Annotated in this window: 19 protein-coding genes and 1 riboswitch; of the genes, 17 read left to right on the top strand and 2 right to left on the bottom strand. The window is 42.7% G+C overall.

Annotated features, from left to right (window positions below; all coding sequences use genetic code 11):
• Window positions 1–173: 173 nt before the first annotated feature.
• The 10 genes from H509_RS0119265 (at window position 174) to H509_RS0119220 (ending at window position 11,772) form a co-directional block, all read left to right on the top strand.
• Window positions 174–1,130, top strand: coding sequence for a helix-turn-helix transcriptional regulator (locus H509_RS0119265; RefSeq protein WP_028546522.1), 957 nt, complete (start codon window positions 174–176; stop codon window positions 1,128–1,130).
• Window positions 1,131–1,204: 74 nt separating this feature from the next.
• The gene (locus H509_RS0119260) at window positions 1,205–1,693 is read left to right on the top strand and encodes a DinB family protein (protein ID WP_028546521.1); all 489 of its coding nucleotides are present in this window, start codon (window positions 1,205–1,207) and stop codon (window positions 1,691–1,693) included.
• Window positions 1,694–1,784: 91 nt separating this feature from the next.
• Entirely contained in the window at window positions 1,785–2,267 is a 483-nt protein-coding gene (locus tag H509_RS0119255) for a GNAT family N-acetyltransferase (RefSeq protein WP_028546520.1), read from the top strand.
• Between the two features lie 319 nt (window positions 2,268–2,586).
• Window positions 2,587–4,971 carry a polyprenyl synthetase family protein gene (locus H509_RS0119250; RefSeq protein WP_028546519.1) on the top strand — a complete coding sequence of 795 codons (2,385 nt, stop codon included), beginning with the start codon at window positions 2,587–2,589 and terminating at the stop codon, window positions 4,969–4,971.
• A gap of 331 nt (window positions 4,972–5,302) precedes the next feature.
• Window positions 5,303–5,842 carry a response regulator gene (locus H509_RS27335; RefSeq protein ID WP_169450965.1) on the top strand — a complete coding sequence of 180 codons (540 nt, stop codon included), beginning with the start codon at window positions 5,303–5,305 and terminating at the stop codon, window positions 5,840–5,842.
• Between the two features lie 31 nt (window positions 5,843–5,873).
• Window positions 5,874–7,718 (top strand): sensor histidine kinase, encoded by a 1,845-nt coding sequence (locus tag H509_RS0119240; protein ID WP_028546517.1) that lies wholly within the window; start codon window positions 5,874–5,876, stop codon window positions 7,716–7,718.
• A gap of 567 nt (window positions 7,719–8,285) precedes the next feature.
• Window positions 8,286–9,101, top strand: coding sequence for a transporter substrate-binding domain-containing protein (locus H509_RS0119235; RefSeq protein ID WP_245596191.1), 816 nt, complete (start codon window positions 8,286–8,288; stop codon window positions 9,099–9,101).
• A 96-nt stretch (window positions 9,102–9,197) separates the two neighbouring features.
• Window positions 9,198–9,851, top strand: coding sequence for an amino acid ABC transporter permease (locus tag H509_RS0119230; RefSeq protein ID WP_028546515.1), 654 nt, complete (start codon window positions 9,198–9,200; stop codon window positions 9,849–9,851).
• On the top strand, window positions 9,844–10,566 hold the full coding sequence (locus tag H509_RS0119225) for an amino acid ABC transporter ATP-binding protein (protein WP_028546514.1): 723 nt from the start codon (window positions 9,844–9,846) through the stop codon (window positions 10,564–10,566). Before H509_RS0119230 ends, H509_RS0119225 begins: the two co-directional genes overlap by 8 nt.
• 256 nt (window positions 10,567–10,822) lie before the next feature.
• Window positions 10,823–11,003, top strand: a riboswitch (cyclic di-AMP (ydaO/yuaA leader).
• Window positions 11,004–11,010: 7 nt separating this feature from the next.
• Window positions 11,011–11,772, top strand: a complete 762-nt coding sequence (locus H509_RS0119220; protein ID WP_028546513.1) for a 3D domain-containing protein — start codon at window positions 11,011–11,013, stop codon at window positions 11,770–11,772.
• Window positions 11,773–11,853: 81 nt separating this feature from the next.
• Here H509_RS0119220 and H509_RS25985 read toward each other — a convergent pair whose 3' ends face one another.
• The gene (locus H509_RS25985) at window positions 11,854–12,966 is read right to left on the bottom strand and encodes a polysaccharide deacetylase family protein (RefSeq protein ID WP_245596190.1); all 1,113 of its coding nucleotides are present in this window, start codon (window positions 12,964–12,966) and stop codon (window positions 11,854–11,856) included.
• A 229-nt stretch (window positions 12,967–13,195) separates the two neighbouring features.
• Between H509_RS25985 and H509_RS0119210 the strand changes: the two genes are divergently transcribed.
• The 7 genes from H509_RS0119210 to H509_RS0119180 all read left to right on the top strand — a co-directional run bounded on the left by H509_RS0119210 (window position 13,196) and on the right by H509_RS0119180 (window position 17,816).
• Complete coding sequence (locus H509_RS0119210) at window positions 13,196–13,897, top strand: dihydroorotate dehydrogenase electron transfer subunit (protein WP_028546512.1); 702 nt, start codon at window positions 13,196–13,198, stop codon at window positions 13,895–13,897.
• Window positions 13,878–14,810: a dihydroorotate dehydrogenase gene (locus H509_RS0119205; protein ID WP_028546511.1), complete on the top strand. Its 933-nt coding sequence runs from the start codon at window positions 13,878–13,880 to the stop codon at window positions 14,808–14,810. Before H509_RS0119210 ends, H509_RS0119205 begins: the two co-directional genes overlap by 20 nt.
• 1 nt (window position 14,811) lies before the next feature.
• Window positions 14,812–15,168 carry a prenylated flavin chaperone LpdD gene (lpdD, locus tag H509_RS0119200; RefSeq protein ID WP_051287412.1) on the top strand — a complete coding sequence of 119 codons (357 nt, stop codon included), beginning with the start codon at window positions 14,812–14,814 and terminating at the stop codon, window positions 15,166–15,168.
• Between the two features lie 136 nt (window positions 15,169–15,304).
• Window positions 15,305–15,994 (top strand): PspA/IM30 family protein, encoded by a 690-nt coding sequence (locus H509_RS0119195; RefSeq protein WP_028546509.1) that lies wholly within the window; start codon window positions 15,305–15,307, stop codon window positions 15,992–15,994.
• Between the two features lie 94 nt (window positions 15,995–16,088).
• On the top strand, window positions 16,089–16,508 hold the full coding sequence (locus tag H509_RS0119190) for a DUF350 domain-containing protein (protein WP_028546508.1): 420 nt from the start codon (window positions 16,089–16,091) through the stop codon (window positions 16,506–16,508).
• 49 nt (window positions 16,509–16,557) lie between these two features.
• Complete coding sequence (locus tag H509_RS0119185; protein WP_028546507.1) at window positions 16,558–17,064, top strand: DUF4178 domain-containing protein; 507 nt, start codon at window positions 16,558–16,560, stop codon at window positions 17,062–17,064.
• An 11-nt stretch (window positions 17,065–17,075) separates the two neighbouring features.
• Window positions 17,076–17,816 (top strand): DUF4247 domain-containing protein, encoded by a 741-nt coding sequence (locus tag H509_RS0119180; RefSeq protein ID WP_028546506.1) that lies wholly within the window; start codon window positions 17,076–17,078, stop codon window positions 17,814–17,816.
• Window positions 17,817–18,058: 242 nt separating this feature from the next.
• Here H509_RS0119180 and xerS read toward each other — a convergent pair whose 3' ends face one another.
• Window positions 18,059–19,129, bottom strand: a complete 1,071-nt coding sequence (gene xerS / locus H509_RS0119175; RefSeq protein WP_028546505.1) for a tyrosine recombinase XerS — start codon at window positions 19,127–19,129, stop codon at window positions 18,059–18,061.
• Window positions 19,130–19,237: the final 108 nt, after the last annotated feature.

The raw sequence follows: 19,237 nt of genomic DNA, 5'->3' as shown, positions 1-19,237 counted from the left end.
TAGGATAAATCTATTTGTATACTACGATTCATTACATACGGGCAAAGAGTTGAAACAATTTCATCTTTTCATGCAGAATGTTCTGCTAATGATGACATACAAGCTGTCACTGCGAGTATGTTATGATAATCCTAACTTGCTCCGCTGAATATAAAAGAAAGGAGGAAGCTACGATGAGGCGAATGGATCGCTTAATCGCAATCGTAATTGCGCTGCAACAGCGGCAGGAATCTGCTCAAATGCTTGCCGACAAACTAGAAGTGTCTAAGCGTACTATTATGCGTGACATACAAGCACTCTCTGAAATGGGCATACCCTTGTACGCGGAGTTAGGATCGGCAGGAGGGTATCGGTTGGCGGAAAGCTATACGTTGCCGCCCTTGCAACTAGATGTGCAGGAGACATTAACGGTGCTTGTTGCGCTGCGCGCATTAACAGCCTATGCGGATACACCATTCAATAGGGAACGATGGACCGTTATTGATAAAATACGCCATGTGCTTCCGGCGGCAACTCTTAATCAGGTTGAGCCGCTGCTTGAATTGATGAGGGTAGAAGTACCTACACGTTCATTTAAGGCGCCGTTGTTAAACGAACTGCTTTCTTACTGTTCGCAAGGGGCTTGGATGAAAGCTTACTATCGCTCGGAGCGGCATCAACGATGGCTGCTGCTCCATCCAAAGAGAGTATATGCGGAGCATGGTTTCTGGTATTGTGCCGCATATTCGCCTTTGCATGGGGAGGACAGAACATTTCGAGCGGATCGGTTCGATGAGTTGCAAGACGCTGACCCAACAGCGGTTCAGGAGCAAATACGGCTCCTAAATAAACCCCAAAAAGAAACCGCAGCTCCACACATACGAATTCGAGCTGAATTAACCTATCGCGGGATGTTGCAAGTTGAGCAAGACCCGCACATCGGTGAACACGTGCAAGCCATACACGATGAGCTGTGGGAGGTTGATTTTAGGTGTCCTTCTTCCGAATGGGAGTGGGCAAAGAAGTTCTTTTTCACACTTGGATCTGACGCCCATGTGCTAGAACCGGTTACACTGCGAGCTGCTATTTACGAAAGAGCAAAGGAACTATGCTGTCGTTACCGAGCAGAAGCAAATGAGCAAGCGGATTGAAGCGATCCGCTTTGAGGTGTAAGAAATTCACGTGTATATTAGTTAATATAATAAATAATAAAGGGGATTACATAATGAGCGGTGTTATCCAGGTTCGAGATCATTTATTAGAGGAATTAAATTTAGTAGTTCGTACTGTTGAATCGCTGCTAGCCAAAATACAACCACATGAGTGGTCGTATCGCCCAGCGGACAATATGCGTACATTATTAGAGCTGGCGCATCATCTTGTATCCATACCAGCCTCTGATTTGGCTATTTTACAAGAAAAAACTCAAACTGAAGTAGAGCAGGTGGAAGCTCAAGTTAGTGAGATTCGGGACCCGCTGGCATTAGCCGCAAAGTTTCGTACAAATTATGAATTATTGCAAACATACATGGTATCATTAACGGAGGACGAGTTATTAAACAAGTCTACAAAAGCGTTCTATTTGGATCATAGTATCGTTCAAATAAAATGGCTTATTGAAATCGTTACCCATTCATTTCATCACAGGTCGCAGCTTTATAACTATTTGAAGCAGTCTGGACATGAACTACAATTTTATATGCTCTATAGCTAAAAGTTGTTAAAGCTTTAGTGAGAGCTTAGCGTTTATGTACTAGCTGCTGCAATATATTTATCAACAAGAGTGGAGCAAAGGAGCCTTATTTATGCATCTAAGAGTGTTAGAAGAGAGAGACAACCCACATATTGAGACCATCATTAGGACTTGTTTGAAGGAATTTGGAGGAGATCGAGAGGGTTTGGCTTGGGCTGATCCACAGCTTGGTCGTTTATCCGAGGTTTATCAAATGGAGAACTCCAAATATTGGGTTATAGAGCATGATGGGAAAATCGTGGGTGGCTGTGGCATTGGACCCGTTGCCGAGATGGATGACGTCGGTGAACTGCAAAAAATGTACTGCTTGCCAGAAGCGCGTGGGACGGGTATTGCCCATGAACTGATGGTAACAGCTCTTGACTTTGCTAGTAAGCATTACTCTAAATGTTACATTGAAACTTTAAGTAATATGGAAGCAGCTAATCAGTTCTATAAGAAATACGGTTTTGTTGCACTGGATAAACCGTTAGGCAATACAGGGCATTTCTCTTGTGATGTCTGGTACCTCAAAACGTTAACTGACATTGGATAGAGCATCGCATTAAACAGCTATAATAGTAGCCCTCACCGTTAAAGACAAGGTGAGGGCTATTTGACTTCGTGGATCTGCTTATGAATAAGCTGACATAATGTTTGCAAGTTGTCCCCCCCCTAAACATACATATTATATATTTTTACCCTTTTATAGCAGCTATGATCATCGATTTATGATCAATTTTGTAACCCAACAAGTTATTACTCGTATTAAGTTTACATGCGTGCGATTAGAATGTAATGACGAACTTGCCTGAGGCACGCATCCATTTATTGGTACACATTTAACCTACATTAAAGTTGAGGTCATTCATCTTATGAGTGTGGTATTAACCGATCAGGCCGCTACATGGTATCGGTCAGCTGAACAGAAGGCAGCCCAGTATTTTGTATCACTTCGATTGCAAGTTATGGAAGAGGCTTATGTTCCTGTCTTGACTAAAGACATCCAAACGTGGAAAAAGAACCACATTACTCGTTTACCCTTGTTGTCCTTTTTTTCAGGAAAAAAGAGAAGACCTAATACGCAAGATGACTATAGTTATATCCAGTGGCTAAATTATACGGGGAAATTGGATGAATATTTGAATCGCAGCGTGTCTTACATTTTCATGCGGGATCTAGGCAAGGCACTGGACTCTACTGATACACAGGCCCGAATTCAGCGTGTAGTCGCCGATGTCAAACAGTATTTGTTACACGACAACCCTGCACAGAGGGGGAAACAATTCGATGTAATGAGCCTGAAATCGTTATATCGATGGGCCCAAACAAAAGGCATCGAAACAGATATAATTTGGGTTATTGATAAGCTCAAGGCTGTATCAACACATCTTCCGAAGGAAATGAATGCCGAGCATGCGCTGCGTAAACTGATCAAAATTATTATCGGCGTAATGCTCCATGTGATGGAAGAGATGGATGATACAATTTCGCCAGCGGAACGAACGAAACGATTAGGTCAAGCTATTCGTATTGGTTATTCCTATGGCCTGACTTATCCGTTTATCGATGATCTGCTAGATTCCCAATTGCTAACCTCACAAGAGAAAGAACAATATGCCGAGATGATTAGAACTACTTTGCTTACTGGCTCCGTGCCAGAATTAGGCGAGTGGACGGGTAATAATTTGGAGTTTATTGAATATGTACATGCAGAACTGCGGGATGCGTTTGAATACATTACACAGCAGCAAAGCGAACAAACACAGCAAACCTTTTTTGAGCAGTCCTACGTATTTTTTCATTCGCAGGAAATGGATCGTGTAAAAGATTTATCTCATGCAAATTACACGAATGAGGAACTTTATATACCCATCATTTTAAAATCTTCTTCCTCGCGTTTAATTGTGCGAGCTGTTCTTGGGGCATCCTCGGATGAAGGGTTTGATCAGCGTACATTTTTTTATGGCATTTACAATCAGCTCGCTGACGATTTCGCGGATATGTTTGATGACATGCAAAATGGCGCCGTCACACCCTACACGTATTATTTAAAATATCGGGATCAACGTTCAGATTTAATCAATCCTTTTGAGTTATACTGGGCGGTCATTTCACATTTGATCCATCATGTACATCAGTCAGATGTGAACACTCGGGAGGTCATACTAAATCGAGCAATTAATGGCCTAAAACGTTTCAAAGCCCGTATCGGTAGTGAGAAGTATAATGAAATGATGGCGATATTCACCTCATCTATTCCAACGTTTAATCAACTGATCCAGCAAATGGTTCGTCAAGCGGATGACGTAGATTTCTTTGACAAACTGCTGCGAGATCAGATGGTGACCACACTTAGAAACGACCGGAAGGAAAAGGAGTTTTTTCAAGAAACAATTACGACTGTTCGTCAACAGATTAACCAATGGTTGCATATTGCTAAGCAAAGCGGAATTCCCCCTATGAAGGAATCACTCATTGATGCTGCAAATTACAGCCTTGAAGGGGATAGCAAACGTTTGCGGCCTATCTTGACTTGGGTCATGGGAGTAAACGAGTATGGATTGCATGCAGCGACGATTGCACCACTTCTAAGGGCATTGGAGTATATGCATACGGCCTCCTTGATTTTTGATGATTTGCCATCACAGGATAATTCGTCGATCCGAAGGGGGCGCCCTACATTACATCAGGTGCATAATAGTTCCACAGCGGAATTAACTGGCTTGTTTTTGATCCAGAAAGCTATTGAGGAACAATCATCACTGGCTGGATTTGATGCTAGGACGGTGCTAGCTTTAATGCAATATTCGTCTCAAAAGGCAAGTGATATGTGTGTCGGACAGGCGATGGATCTTGATTCCAAAGGAAGAAAGTTAACGTTGGAGCAGTTAAACCAATTATGTTTTTACAAAACCGGAATTGCTTTCGAGGCTTCACTAGTGATGCCGGCCATACTTGCCCAAGTAAAGGAGCCGGAAATTGCAGCCCTAAAACAATATGCCTATCATGCAGGTATTGCCTTTCAAATTCGAGATGATTTGCTTGATTTAGAAGGTGATTTGCAATTACTTGGCAAGCCTGTGGGGATAGATGTTGCTAATAACAATTCAACCTTTGTAACTATACTTGGTCCAGATGGTGCCCGCAAAGCGATGTGGGAACATTACTGCCTAGCAATAGAAGCGTTAGAAGAAATTCCACGCCGTATTCCGTTTTTGAAGCACTTATTGCATTATTTTGTGAACAGAGACCGTTAGCAGACTGTATGTTAGAGCAGTATATTTAGTGAACTTTAGTAGTAATGCTCACAGTGGAGGGAACGGTAACGTAACCCATTTTAATCTATTCATCTGTTACGATACGTCGGACGTGTGTTGGAAGCCGTGGTTACTTTAAGCGGGCACCAATCACGTCCTTCTTTATTACTTTTTCACTGTTAAATTTAAAAATATGTTAAGATTCGGTATCATCTATTAAAAATTCATAATATAATAAAGAATGTGTCGGAATCTGTTGTCGATTAATAATATACTGGTCGATTAGTGGCGATTTATGATCACCGGTGTCAGTCAGAAGAGGGGCAGATCGATGAAAGCACTCATTTTTTCAGTATGCATGGCTGCGACTCCATTTCTTGTGTATATCATCTTTAGAGTATATCGTAAAAGGGAGCAAAGTCGTCTTGGTGACATGGAACAACTGCAATTAAGGAACATTAACCACTTAATCACTGCCTCAGAACAAGGCAGCGAGAAGGTGCACGGGACTGCTGGGCTGCCCGCTGTGCTTATCGTAGATGATCAGTCGTCTATTCAGACGCTGCTCTGCGAAGCCTTTGGTTCCATGAAAGCACATATTGTAAGTGCTTATTCAGGTCAGGAAGCGGTTGAATTCATTCGGGAACAATCCTTTGCGGTCGTATTGATGGATGTTAAGCTGCCAGATATGAACGGGATGGACTTACTCCATAAGTTTAGGGCTATGCGTCCTGAGCTTCAGATTATTATGATGTCTGCCTTCAGTGATGTTAATCGGATCGAATCTGCTAAATCTGCAGGAGCAATCGGTTATTTCTCTAAGCCATTTGATATTGATGAATTAAGTTCCTTTGTTGCATCAAGACTTTAATTGTACCTTTATTACGTAGTCGGAGGATGTTATGAGACGACGAACTATTCATACGCAGATGGTTGTTCGAATCGTCATAACGGTAACGATCGCATTGTCCTTTATATTTGCGTTATCCTATGATGCGATTCGTTCAATCATTCAGGACCAAATTAATCAAAGTTTACTCAGTCAAGCTCAGATGGCTGCGCATGAAGTAGATGCTGCGATTCGACAGCAAAAAACGATGGTCGAGACGTTTGCACGTGTTATTAATGGCATTTACAATTCGGACGATCCTCTGGGCAATATTAACCACGCTACCCGAATGTTTGCAGAGCAGCCCAATTCACTAGTATTTGGTTATTGGTTCACCGCTCAATCTGACTACAAACAACAAGGTAAGTTCACTTCACGATATGGATATAATGAGAATCACCAACTTCGCAGCTATTACAGTCCGTCACATACTGACGATTCGCTCCCCATTTTTAGAGATAATCCAATGTTTGACTACTATCACGGTGCAGTGAAGACAGGCGCAACCTATATCACGTCTCCATATCTGGATCCTCATTTACGAATTCCCATGTTATCCCTAAGTACGCCTGTTTATGATAAGCAGCATAAGGTTAGAGGCGTTGCAGGCATCGATATCCGTTTTAATGACCTACACACGCTATCTACACGACTTAGTTTTTATCCTAACAGTGAAACGTTATTGATATCTCAGCAGGGCGATGTATTGTACAATCCGGACCGAAAGGTTAAATTACATGACCTTAACTATCCTTTTGATACGGACGTTAGCAATCTTGTCCAAGAAATTAAGCTGAATAAGGCGCAGATGGTAAATGCTAGCTACAAAGACAAGAATGTTATTATTTTTGCGATGCCGATTACGGAACCTAACTGGACAGCGTTAATTATGCTGCCTACATCCGTCATTGACCAAGTGCTGGCGCGTGTATTGCTTATATCATTAGCAACCTTTGCGATATTGGTCATTACAGTCTACGTATTAGTTCATTTGTGGGTAAAAAGACTTATTACAAAACCCTTAAAAGAACTGGTGCAGGCGTCGCAGCGAATTGCAATCGGAGATTTTAGTGGCACTGTCCATATTCAAACGAAAAATGAGTGGATGCAATTAGAAAAGCATATGAATCAAATGCTGGAAACACTGCGACATCATGTGAAGTTAGAACAGGAAATGAAACGAATGAGCGCTTTGAAAGTTGTAGGGGAGATGGCGGCGGCGATCAGTCATGAAATCCGCAATCCACTAACTACTGTACGCGGCTTTTTGCAACTGCTTCGTAATAAGCCAGAGCATGCAGCAGAGCATGTTTATTTTGACACGATGATGGATGAAATTATTAGAGCTAATACGATTATTACGGAATATTTAACGCTGGCACAGAACAAATTAGCTCATTTTACCCCGCAATCCTTAAATCATATTATTGAACAAATTTACCCGCTCGTTCAGGCGTCCGCAACGGCCAATTGTCAGCATATTGTGATGGAATTGCAACCGTTGCCATCCGTTATGCTGGATGAAAAAGAAATTAGACAGCTCCTGCACAATGTGATCCGCAATGGACTGGAGGCGATGGAAGCAAATAAAGTGCTGCAAATTAGAACACGTACTGAAGATGACGCAGTAGTGTTGGAAATTGAAGATGAAGGCCCAGGATTTGATCCCTCTATCTTATCTATTGCTGGCACACCATTTATGACAACGAAGGTGAACGGGACCGGACTAGGCTTGGCCATCTGTTACAGCATTGTGCAGCGTCATCATGGCAGCTTACATATAAGCTCCCAACCAGGGAAAACTGTAATCTCTATATCGCTTCCTCTTATTTATCCCGCTCCTGACACGAATAGTTAATGGACAGATAACAGTAGAGCACAGTAGCGACGTCGATATCTGATGGCTGTGCTCTATTGCTTGTCTTCCAGTTGACCCATGACCACTCCTTCTGCCTTTCATTCGAAACCTTACGCTGATTGCGCCACTATTATGATTCCGACACGTATTCTCTCCAATGGAAAAATGTATTGCAGATGCTTCGTTTGTGTAACTACACATAAACATGCAGTTATGTTCGTGCCTGCCGTTGATGTTATATATCTACTCGTTGCTGCGGCCCTAAATTAGAGATCTAATTAATACCTTATAATGGTAAATGAGTCAAAATTAAAACTATGATAGCTTCTGTTTATATGACCTATCTCTTGGTAATCGGGCATATATCGTCTGTGGATGAACATATACATCCGTATCAAGCTTCTTTGACCGATGTTATATAATTACCGGATTATCGGCATCCTAAGCATGAGCAATAGCGGATGAAAACAAAAAAACTATTGTATAAGTATGCAACTTTGTGTATACTTGTGTCAGTCCACGAGACAAGCAATTGTACTTACATTCAGATAAAGTGGGGAATTTAAGATGAATAAGATGAAGACATTTCAATTAGTAACAGCATGTATGTTGCTTATGGCTCTTGTTGTAGGCTGCGGTGCAAAAGAAGATGCGTATGATAAAGTTATAAAAGAAAAGAAGATAGTGCTTGGGACGAGCGCAGACTATCCACCGTTTGAATTTCACAAGAAGAATGCAGACGGCAAGGACGAGATTGTTGGATACGATATTATGATCGCTAAGGAGATCGCTAAAGATCTCGGCGCAGAATTAGTAATTGAAGATATGAAGTTTGATTCTGTTCTGCAAGCCGTTTCTTCTAGCAAAGTCGATTTCGGGATGGCTGGCATGGATGCTACGCCAAAGCGTGCAGAAGTCATGTTATTCTCAAGTACCGTGTATAAGGCTGAAGCGGGTGTTCTAGTCCGTGCAGAAGACAAGGACAAGTTTAACTCACCTGAAGATCTGAAGGGTCTGAAAATTGGTGTGCAAAAAGGCTCCACATTTGAGGATGTAGCCACACAAATTCCAGACGCTAAGCAGGATATGCTGGTGAAGGTAAACGATCTTGTTCTATCACTAGAAACCAAGCGTGTAGATGCAATATTAGTAGAGAAACCAGTTGCACAAGCTTATGCAACTAACAATACAAAGGTAGCACTTTCACCTGTAGTGCTCAAGCCCGCAAGTGAAGGTTATGTTGCAGGTATGGGCAAAGAAAGTGTAAAGCTGAAAGAAGCTATCGACAAAACAATTGCACGTCTGCAAGCAGACGGTTCACTTGATAAGTTTATTACAGAAGCTAATGCATTGGCAGATGCTGCCGCAGATGAGGCCAAGTAAGCGATGGCGTAAATAAGCAAGCGACAGGTGCGGCGTAAAGCCGCGCTTTTTCGTTAGAACACCTATAGGAAGATGTAGGAAGGGGCACGGTTTAGCATGAACATGTTTCAAGCACTATGGGATTTTAAAACGACTTATTTATCAGGAATGGGCATGACGATCCTGTTATCTATATCCGCAATTCTAATTGGATTTATACTGGGATTACTTCTCGTCCTGATGCGGCGCTCAGCAATTGCCCCATTAAGATGGTTCTCAGCCACTTATGTTGAAGTATTTCGGGGAACGCCACTACTTGTGCAATTATTTATTATTTATTTTGGACTTTCGGAGTATGGAGTTGACTTACCCAAGTTTACTTCCGGAGCCATTGCCGTTGCCTTGAACAGTGCAGCTTATTTGGCCGAAATTTTCCGTGCAGGTATTCAAGGTGTGAATCAAGGACAAGTGGAGGCTGCCCGTTCTTTAGGAATGACCAAGTCGATGACGATGCGATATATCGTGTTACCGCAAGCATTACGGAATGTAATGCCTGCGATTGGTAACGAATTTATTACGATCATAAAAGAATCTTCCATTGTTACTTTTATCGGTATTGCAGATCTGATGTTCCAAACCGAAGTTATTCGTAACACAACATACGCATCTATGGGGCCGCTGTTAGGCTGTGCACTGTGTTATTTTATTATGACGTTTACACTATCCAAAATGGTCGGATTGATGGAAAGGAAGTTTAAGTACAATGATTAACATAACAAACTTACACAAGTCGTACGGCCAGTTAAACATTTTGAAAGGTATAGACCTAGAAATTAACGCGGGCGAAGTTGTTGTGGTCATCGGGCCGAGTGGTTCGGGTAAAAGTACACTGCTGCGCTGTCTGAATTTGCTGGAGACACCAACGAAGGGTGAAATACGCTTTGAGGGTGAAATCATTAACGACAAAAAACATGATATTAATACGACACGCGAAAAAATGGGGATGGTTTTTCAATCCTTTAATTTATTCCCACACATGTCGATTCTTAACAACATTACCATTTCACCAATTAAAGTAAAAAAGATGGACAAGAAAGCGGCCGAAACGATAGCATACGAATTGCTTGATAAAGTTGGCCTAAAAGATAAAGCGAGTGCTTTCCCAGCACAGTTATCTGGAGGTCAGAAGCAGCGGATTGCCATTGCACGTGCGTTAGCGATGCAGCCGCACGTTATGCTGTTTGATGAACCTACCTCTGCTTTAGATCCTGAGATGGTAGGTGAAGTGTTAGAGGTTATGAAGTCGCTTGCCGCTGACGGGATGACGATGGTCATTGTGACACATGAAATGGGATTTGCACGCGAGGTAGGGGACCGTATCATATTTATGGACGGCGGGAATATTGTGGAGCAAGGAACTCCTGATACGTTTTTTGCAAATCCACAGCATGCACGGACACGAGACTTTTTAAGTCGTGTATTGTAATTAAAGTAAAGGTTAGTGAGCTGGTGTCATTGTGTAACATATAATGTATTATGTAAACCAAATATGAACCTAAAAGTACTCGCGATGGCGGGTACTTTTTTTGATATAAGTATGGTGTTTTTGTGGCTCAATATTTTAAATAATGACGTTTTTGTCATCCTTCAATAAAAAAATGATATGCTGAACCCTTTGGGGGCCAACGGTTTGCCGTTCATGTCATAATCTACCTGCGCACAGGTTACAAAATTGTGATATGATTCTTTCCGAGCCGAGACAAGTAATGTACGGGGGATGATTTACCGGTCGTTGAACTGGCATACACCAGTTTAACTATCTCGGGGTGAATCACATTAATGGTTGGCAACAACCCATGATGAGTAGGGTACTCCTTAACCCGAATCCGACAACTAACCCCGCAGGCTTTATACTAAGGAGGTACACATAATGAAGAAACGAATGACCCTGAAAATTGCAGGAGTTATGCTTGGACTTGTTACTATGTTCCATATTATCCCTGCGTATGCTACACCTTATATAGCAGTAGAAGGCGATACTTTCTATTCTATATCAAAGAAGTACAAAGTTGGATTGGAAGCACTATTAGCAGCTAATCCGACGATCAAGCCAAAAAATATATATGGCGGCTTGGAAATTCAAATTCCGGACGTGATGAAGAGTAAGGCTGCGAAAGTCGAAATTGCATCGATTCCGTCTCCAAAGGCCGATACAGCCCAACCTGCTGATAAGCAGCCAACTAAAACAAAGGCTGAAGAAGTTCCTGCAGCTGACAAACCAGCTCCAGCCAAGCCAGCAGCGAAAAAGGCGCAAAGCGTAGCTACTCCAGTACCTAGTAATGTAGTTACTGTTGCTGGACGTGACATAAAGTATAAGAAGAAGATAAATGTGAAAGCTACTGCATATACAGCACATCCAAGTGAAAACGGGAAATGGGGCGCAGTTGACTATTTTGGTAAACCTTTAAAATTAGGAACTGTTGCTGTAGATCCTAAAGTAATTCCGCTTGGCACAAAATTGTTTGTTACAGGTTATCAGTTTAAACATTTGCCGCAAGGTGGATATGTCGCAACGGCGTCTGATATTGGAGGCGCGGTGAATGGCAGTCGGATCGACTTGTTTGTTCCTGTTAGTCAAAAAACAGGCAGTACGTTCGGCGTACAAAATATACAGGTATATGTATTAAAATAAGGAATAAAAACGGCTGATGTACCTGGATAAGGACATCAGCCGTTTTTATATGTTTACAGCAGGTGTGCCATCTGACATCATCTACCGTTCTTTCTTCTCCTTTTGATCATGAAACAGTTCAGGAACGGTTACAAAGTTATATTTCTCAGCACGCAGCTTTTTAATAATTTTGGGGAGTGCTTTGACTGTGTTTTGTAAATACCCGTTCATTCCACTTCCGCCCGCGTGCTGTAGCACAATAGAACCAGAAGATACTTCATTTAAAATGTTCCGTTCCATTACAGTGGAAGGGATACCCCGCCAATCATTGGAGTCAACGTCCCAATTCACGACCATATAGCCGTTATCACCTGCCCATTGCAGCTGCTGTTCCGAAATTTCGCCAAATGGCGGACGGAAAAAGCGCGGTTTATAACCGACTATCCCCTCTACGATAGCTTCCGTCTTCTTGAGCTGACTAATAAACGCTTCTGTACTTGATCTCGTTAGAAGTGGATGGCTGAACGTGTGATTGCCGATCACGTGTCCTTCAGCGACAATACGTTTCACGAGCGCAGGATGCTGCTTGGCACGGTAACCTACTAAAAAGAATGTCGCCTGAACACCTTCATCGCGTAATATGTCAAGCACTAGCGGGGTGACACGGTTATCAGGCACATCGTCAAACGTTAAGGCAATCTTTTTGTCCTGATTACTGGCTCTAAGCTTAAAAATATGTGGATAACGGGCTCTCAGTTGGGCAATAGACAACTTCCGCTGAGCTGTATACTGTTTTTGATTACTTACAGCTGAACGTGCCTTTTGCTGCTGTTGTTGATTTTGTTTGGTTTGCAGTTGCTTTTGCTTTTGTGTGTGCTGCACACTGCTGCGATAATGTTTCATTTGGTTAAGCTGCTGCTCTTGACGTTGTGTTCGAAAAGAGAATTTAAATTTTTGGCTTTCTTTTTCCTTCGGGTTCTGTAGGTTTTGCTTTTGTGTATCCTTCACCACTGGTGAGCGTGTTGGCCAGGTTGCCCCGTTATGCATCGTGCTGTTTGATCGCACTTCGGCAGGTGTTGCAAATGTGGAACTGCTGTGATTGGAAGTTTGCTCAGGGATGTTTGGTAATGGATAACCTGCTTTAGATCCATGCATCCCGCAGCCACAGCTTACAATCAGAAAGGATAAGACAGCGGTTGTGCATAATCGACGCATTTCGATCCCCCTCTCCGCTTGTAGTAGATGTAATTGTTATGTCCTGCGACATATGGAAATATGCTTGTAAAGGGTAACCATTTATCTCGCCGATTAGCAGAAGTTTCTAATATTCTGAAAATTTTCGCAAACATCAAGAAAACCTCAAATGAGATGTGATCTCTGTCACGGTCGCGTAGAAGGGATAATGACATAGTATAGTTGTTAAACCTCGAAAAGGAGTATGACTGTGCATACAATTGTATCTAACGAATGCATCTCAGAAGGCATTTACCTGATGACGGTAGAAGGGCGATTCACTGCGCGTATGGGACAATTCTACATGCTCCGTTCGTGGAATCAGGCGCCGCTTTTATCACGGCCAATTAGTATTTGCAACATTGAACCAGACTGCATCCAATTTTTGTACAAGGTTGCAGGTGAAGGTACTCGCATGTTCGCTGCTTTGCGTGCAGGTGACCAAATTCAATTGGAAGGCCCATTGGGCAACGGTTTTCCTGAAGTTACAGGGAGAACAGCATTAATCGGCGGGGGAATTGGTATCGCACCATTGCTGTACACAGCGAAGCAATTGGACAAGCCTGATATTTATCTCGGATTTAGAGGACAGTCGTATCTGACCGAGGCTTACGAGCCATATGCAAATGAAGTTTATGTGAAGGTAAACGGCAATCTGCTAGAGGATTTAGACTTATCCAAGTATGACAACGTACTTGTATGTGGTCCACTAGGCATGATGAAGGCAGTTGCCATTATGATGGAGCATACCGATACCAAGGTGTATGTATCTTTTGAGAAACGAATGGCATGCGGAATCGGCGCATGTTATGTGTGTTCAGTCATGAACAAGGACAGAAACAAAAAGGTTTGTTCGGATGGACCTGTATTTTTGGCAAAGGAGGTGGAATGGCATGCGGAGCTTAGCTTGTAATGTAGCAGGTATTCATTTTAATAATCCGATTGTAATGGCATCTGGAACATTTGGTTTCGGAAAAGAATATGCCAAATTGTATGATATTAATCGATTGGGCGGCATCTCTTGCAAAGGCTTAACGCTGCATCCGCGTACAGGGAATACAGGAGCGCGTGTATTTGAAACATCAGGCGGTATGCTTAATAGTGTCGGCTTGGAGAACCCGGGAGTAGATGCATTTCTAAATGAAGAAATGTTGTACTGGGAAACGATTGAGCCTGTTAAGATTGCAAATCTGGGTGGAAGTAACATTGAAGAATATGTGCTAGGCGCACTCAAAATAACAAGTGATGCCGAGGAACGGCGCAAGCAAAATCGTAAGGCTGTAGACATGATCGAACTTAACATTTCTTGTCCTAACGTGAAAGAGGGCGGCATAGCTTTTGGTGTAAAGACGAATATTGCACGTGAAGTGATTCGCGAAGTTCGTCAAGTCACATCACTTCCGCTTGCGGTGAAGCTGTCACCAAATGCTGAAAATATTGTGGACATGTCTGTCATGTGTCAAGAGGAAGGCGCCGAGTGTGTCTCCTTAGTTAATACATTTTCGGCAATGAAGATCGACATTTATCAACGTAAAAGTGTCTTTAATAATATGTATGCAGGGCTGTCTGGACCCGCAATCAAGCCAATTGCACTTCGTATGGTTCATCAGGTGGCAAAGGAAGTAACTATTCCTGTAATGGGTATGGGTGGTATTGCATCAGCGTCAGACGTCATTGAGTTTATTATGGCTGGTGCTTCGGTCGTACAGATTGGAACTTATAACTTCATGAACCTACGTGCTGGAGAAGAATTGATTGCAGGCATCCAAAGCTTTATGGAACTCGAGAACATTAATAGTTTGGACGAGATTAGGGGCATCATATAAGATGGCATGGATGATACCTGCTAACTCGATACAATGTCGAATAGAACGAATGGGCAGAGATTGGCTCATTACCCTCACAGGTGGAGAAATACTGGAGCATCATCATATTGGAGCGGTATCGGTTGCATACCAAACGTCGGAAGCAGCGTCGGGCTGGAACGTGGATACACTTCAAGTACCCGGGCATAAGGAGCATATAATGACTGCTCCGATGGCTTTGGAAGCTGCTGCTGCACTAAATGGTAATGTAACCGTTGCAGCGGGCGTACATTATGATCAACTGACAGCAGGACAAATTCAGATCGTCGTAGATGAATGTTGGCGATTGCTGCGTGAAGCGTTACATCATACAGAATAAGATAAAGGAACAGGTCGGAACTTCCGGCCTGTTTATGTTATATCTTTTCAGCATAAAGGATGAAACGGATCATAACTTTCCACGTATAGATTATCATTAAGTTAATGAAGCTAACCTTGAGGAGGAACCATACACCATGTCCCTATTTAAACGATTAAGAGATGTTACGATGTCGAATGTATTTGCTTTGATTGAGAAAGCCGAAGACCCGATTAAAATGACGGACCAATATCTTCGTGATATGCAAGAAGATTTGGAAGAAGCAGAGCGTGCTGTTGCTCAACAGATCGCTATTGAGAAGCGCTTTAAGCAGCAATATGAGGAGCAAGAAGCTCTCGTTAAGAAGCGTGAGGAACAGGCTCATCTTGCTGTAGGTGCAGGTAACCTTGATTTGGCTCGCCGAGCGCTAGAAGAGAAGAAGTCCGCTGAGCAGAAGATGACCGAGTTCAAAACAAGTTATGATCAGAACAAAGTAGCAGCAGACAACCTTCGTGGCAAGCTCGAGGAGATGCGTAAGCAGTACACAGACATGAAAAATAAGCGTGAAACACTCGTTGCACGCTACAATGCTGCTAAAGCACAAAATGAAATCAACAAAGCAATGGCTGGTTTCAGTTCAGATACGGCAATGTCCGGCTTGAAGCGTATGGAAGACAAAATGCTCCAAATGGAAGCGCAAGCAGATGCTAGCAATGAACTGAGCGGCAATGCCCGTTCTTTGGACGATGAATTCGCTCAACTTGGCAAAAATCAACAGGTTGAAGATGAACTCGCTGCTATTATTAAGAAGATGGAACAGCAGAAATCCGATGGCTCGAGCAGCTAATTGATTTTAACAGCCCTGCTGAACGAAGACGCTTGCTGACCGCAAGCGTCTTCGTTCGCCAATATGTCCGCAATGAAATAGAGGAGGAGAAAGCTTGGACATCCTTAATGTAAGCTTTCAGAATATTCAGGCTATGGCACTATGGACCGGAACAGGTGTAGTCCTGTTATTTATTCTGATGTGCATTGATGCTATATTCACGAAATATAATGATATACAAGAAATGAAAAACGGTAACGTAGCGGTAACGACTCGCTTTATTATGAAGTTGTTTGCGCAAGGCTTCATTTTATCTTCATCGATAAAAGTCGCTTACAGCTTGGGCGAGGCGCTTTTGATGTCTGTAGTTTCCTTTATTATGCTGCTCCTGATTGAGGCCATTGTTCGAATCGTGCTTCGAGTTGCATTTAATCTTAATTTGGAAGCGGGCACAAAGGACGGGATGATGTCCCATGCGTTATTGGCCGGCTCCTTGCACGTAGTTGGAGCATTTATTATCGCAGCTTGTCTGTAACAGAGTGAAATGTTCCCTTTTAGGGGTGCAATGAAAGGAGCAACTGCACATGGGATTATGGAAAAGGGTGCGCAAGCTCATGGAGAAACCGGAACCGGTCAAGCCCGAGAAGACACCGATGAGTTTGCAGCCAGGTGATGTATGTGAAGTATCCCTTATGACTTATGAAATCATAGGGCGGACGGAATGGAAAGCACGTTCGACGATTTGGCTCACGCTGCGTGATGGTGCGCGTATTCAGTACCTGCAAGTAGAGAAACGAGAGCAATGGAATTATAACTTATATGAAGCGATTGACGGACGACTAGATGCAGTTGACGAAGTACCCAGCGAGATCGAACTGGATGGCGTCTGGTATTACATGGAAGATCAGTATAACGGCCTCGTGCAGGTTCAAGGCCAGACACCGTTTGGCGTACCTGGGGAGCAGTACGTATGGGAGTATCAATCGGACAATCGGAAACGGCTTCGAATTGAGTGGCAGGATGGACGCTTTCAGTTATATGAGGGTGAATCTGTAATACCTGCTGACGTTCGTGTCATCCGTCAGTCTTAATCGGGGCTGACATGAATAATAAATCTCTTTATTGGCTCAAATGGCTGCTAGTCGTCACCTTTATTGTTCCCCTATTGACGGCATGCGGACAGATGGATATTTCAGAAACGTATCCCCTGGAATCGGTAACAAAAGAGGGCAACAGCAGTTCCTATGTTTACCGCGCAGCTGGAGTAGAGGTTCCTGCGGTTGCCACTGCACTTGCTGATAAGAGGAAGCCGGAGCAAATCTCTAAAGAAGATAAGGAGCGAATGTTCCTTGTTTATCCGGATGAGGTCATACAGCTTCAGCGAGACACAGAAAATCCGGAAGATACGCTGATCGAGGTAGATTCCAAAGAATACGTACAGAAAAATTACGATCGAAGCTTCCTGGAGATGTATATTCAGTACAAGATCGTAGATACATTGTTTGATTCATTAAGTGGATTGGGCAAATACCGAGGATATACACAACAACGGCAATATGCCCCATCTAAACCGTATCGAGCACCTACGCAAGAAGACAAGAAAAAGGCGCCTCCTATTACGGTAGAGCGAAAGGGTTCTATCTTCCGCCGTGGCTCCAATCAAGACTCGACTGTGGGCAGTGGGGGGAATATATTTAACCGTACGCCTTCTTCGAAGGGCTCCATCACACGAGACAAAGACAAGGGATCGAAATACGATTCCAAGTCACCTACCATTAAGAAGTCAAAACCACCCCGAACCCGAATAGGTAAAGGTGGTATTACGAGGCGTGGACGAAGGTAGCTGACTTTACGTATAATTGTAAAAATGCGCTGATCTGTTTATCAGAATAGCGCATTTTTTATACGCAAAAATAAAATGACATAATATTAATTATGTAAACTAATATAAAAATGAGGTTCCTGTAATTCCACATATAGGCCAGTAAATGAACTGGCCTGACGTAATAGGGGAGAACAACGTCCTTATGGTTGAGCAGCGTTAAGCTCTACACGATGTGCTATATAGATAAAACTAGCTATTAGCTACCGATCGATCGCTTCAGACATTGTTTTGTCTGTCAAATGCGCATAGATTTCAGTTGTTTCAGTTGATGCATGTCCTAGCTGTTCTTTAGTCTTATAAATATCATTTTGCAAATAATAGTCAGTAGCAAATGAGTGGCGTAACTTATGAATTGTCAAGGCAGGCTTGCCGAACCGCTTCGCGTATTTGAGCACCATTTGCTGCATAGCCCGCTTGGTCATCCGGTTGCCTTCTTGCTCCCCATTTTTAATGGCCAGAAACAAAGCCTTTTCTCGCTTCGGCGCATGATAACGGGTATTACGCAGTTGCAGGTATACTTCAAGATGATCTTTAGCCCGTTCCCGATAATAGACTGGGGTCTTAAAAGTCTCATCATTATGACCTTTACGGAAAACATAGATCAGCTTATGATTCATGTCAACGTCGTCGATATTCAAATTCACTACTTCACTGACACGCAGCCCTGAGTTTAAGATCAAGCTGGCGATTGCAGCATCTCGTGCTGCATTTAACTGGTGTGCATACAATGCTTGCTTGTTTGATGCAACATCTGCAGCATAACCTTCACGTATATAGTGTATAAACGCCTCAATTTCTTCTTCCTCCAATAGCTTTCCTTTTAACTTTGCAGCGCTATCTTTAGGCTTATGGACCCGTTTAATCTCAATCTTCGCCATTACGTTACGTTTCAGCAGAGGGTACAAATGCTCATCCTCCGCTATCTGGCTTAAGTAGTGAAATAACGATCTCATTGAGGACAGCTTACGAGATATCGTAATACGGCTGTTCTTTTGATTTTTATAGGTGGTTAAGTAAATCCGATAAGCCGTAATGTGGTCCATTCGCAACGTCTCCAGTTGCAGCAAAGTAACATCTTTCAGCAAAGGCCCTTCACTAATCCCTTCGGAAATTAGCCATCCTAGAAAAATCTCATAATCACGTATGTATTCGAGCAAAGTAGAAGGGGATAAGTCAGGCAGCTTGTACTCCATATATTGTTGAATATACCAAGGCATCGTTGGAAGCTTCTGTTCCAAGAGTGCACGGTCTTTTTGTTTCTGAATCGTCATCTTCAGCTTACTCCTTTATCTACTTATCATGTATTGCTTCTCTTCATTTTACCATATCAAAAAAGGTTTGACGGTTTCCTTTTCCAGATGTAACGTATACACTTAGTA

It is taken from the genome of Paenibacillus taiwanensis DSM 18679, assembly GCF_000425125.1.
Taxonomy (GTDB): Bacteria; Bacillota; Bacilli; order Paenibacillales; family Paenibacillaceae; genus Paenibacillus_B; species Paenibacillus_B taiwanensis.
This window is presented reverse-complemented; position numbering and strand designations above follow the sequence as displayed.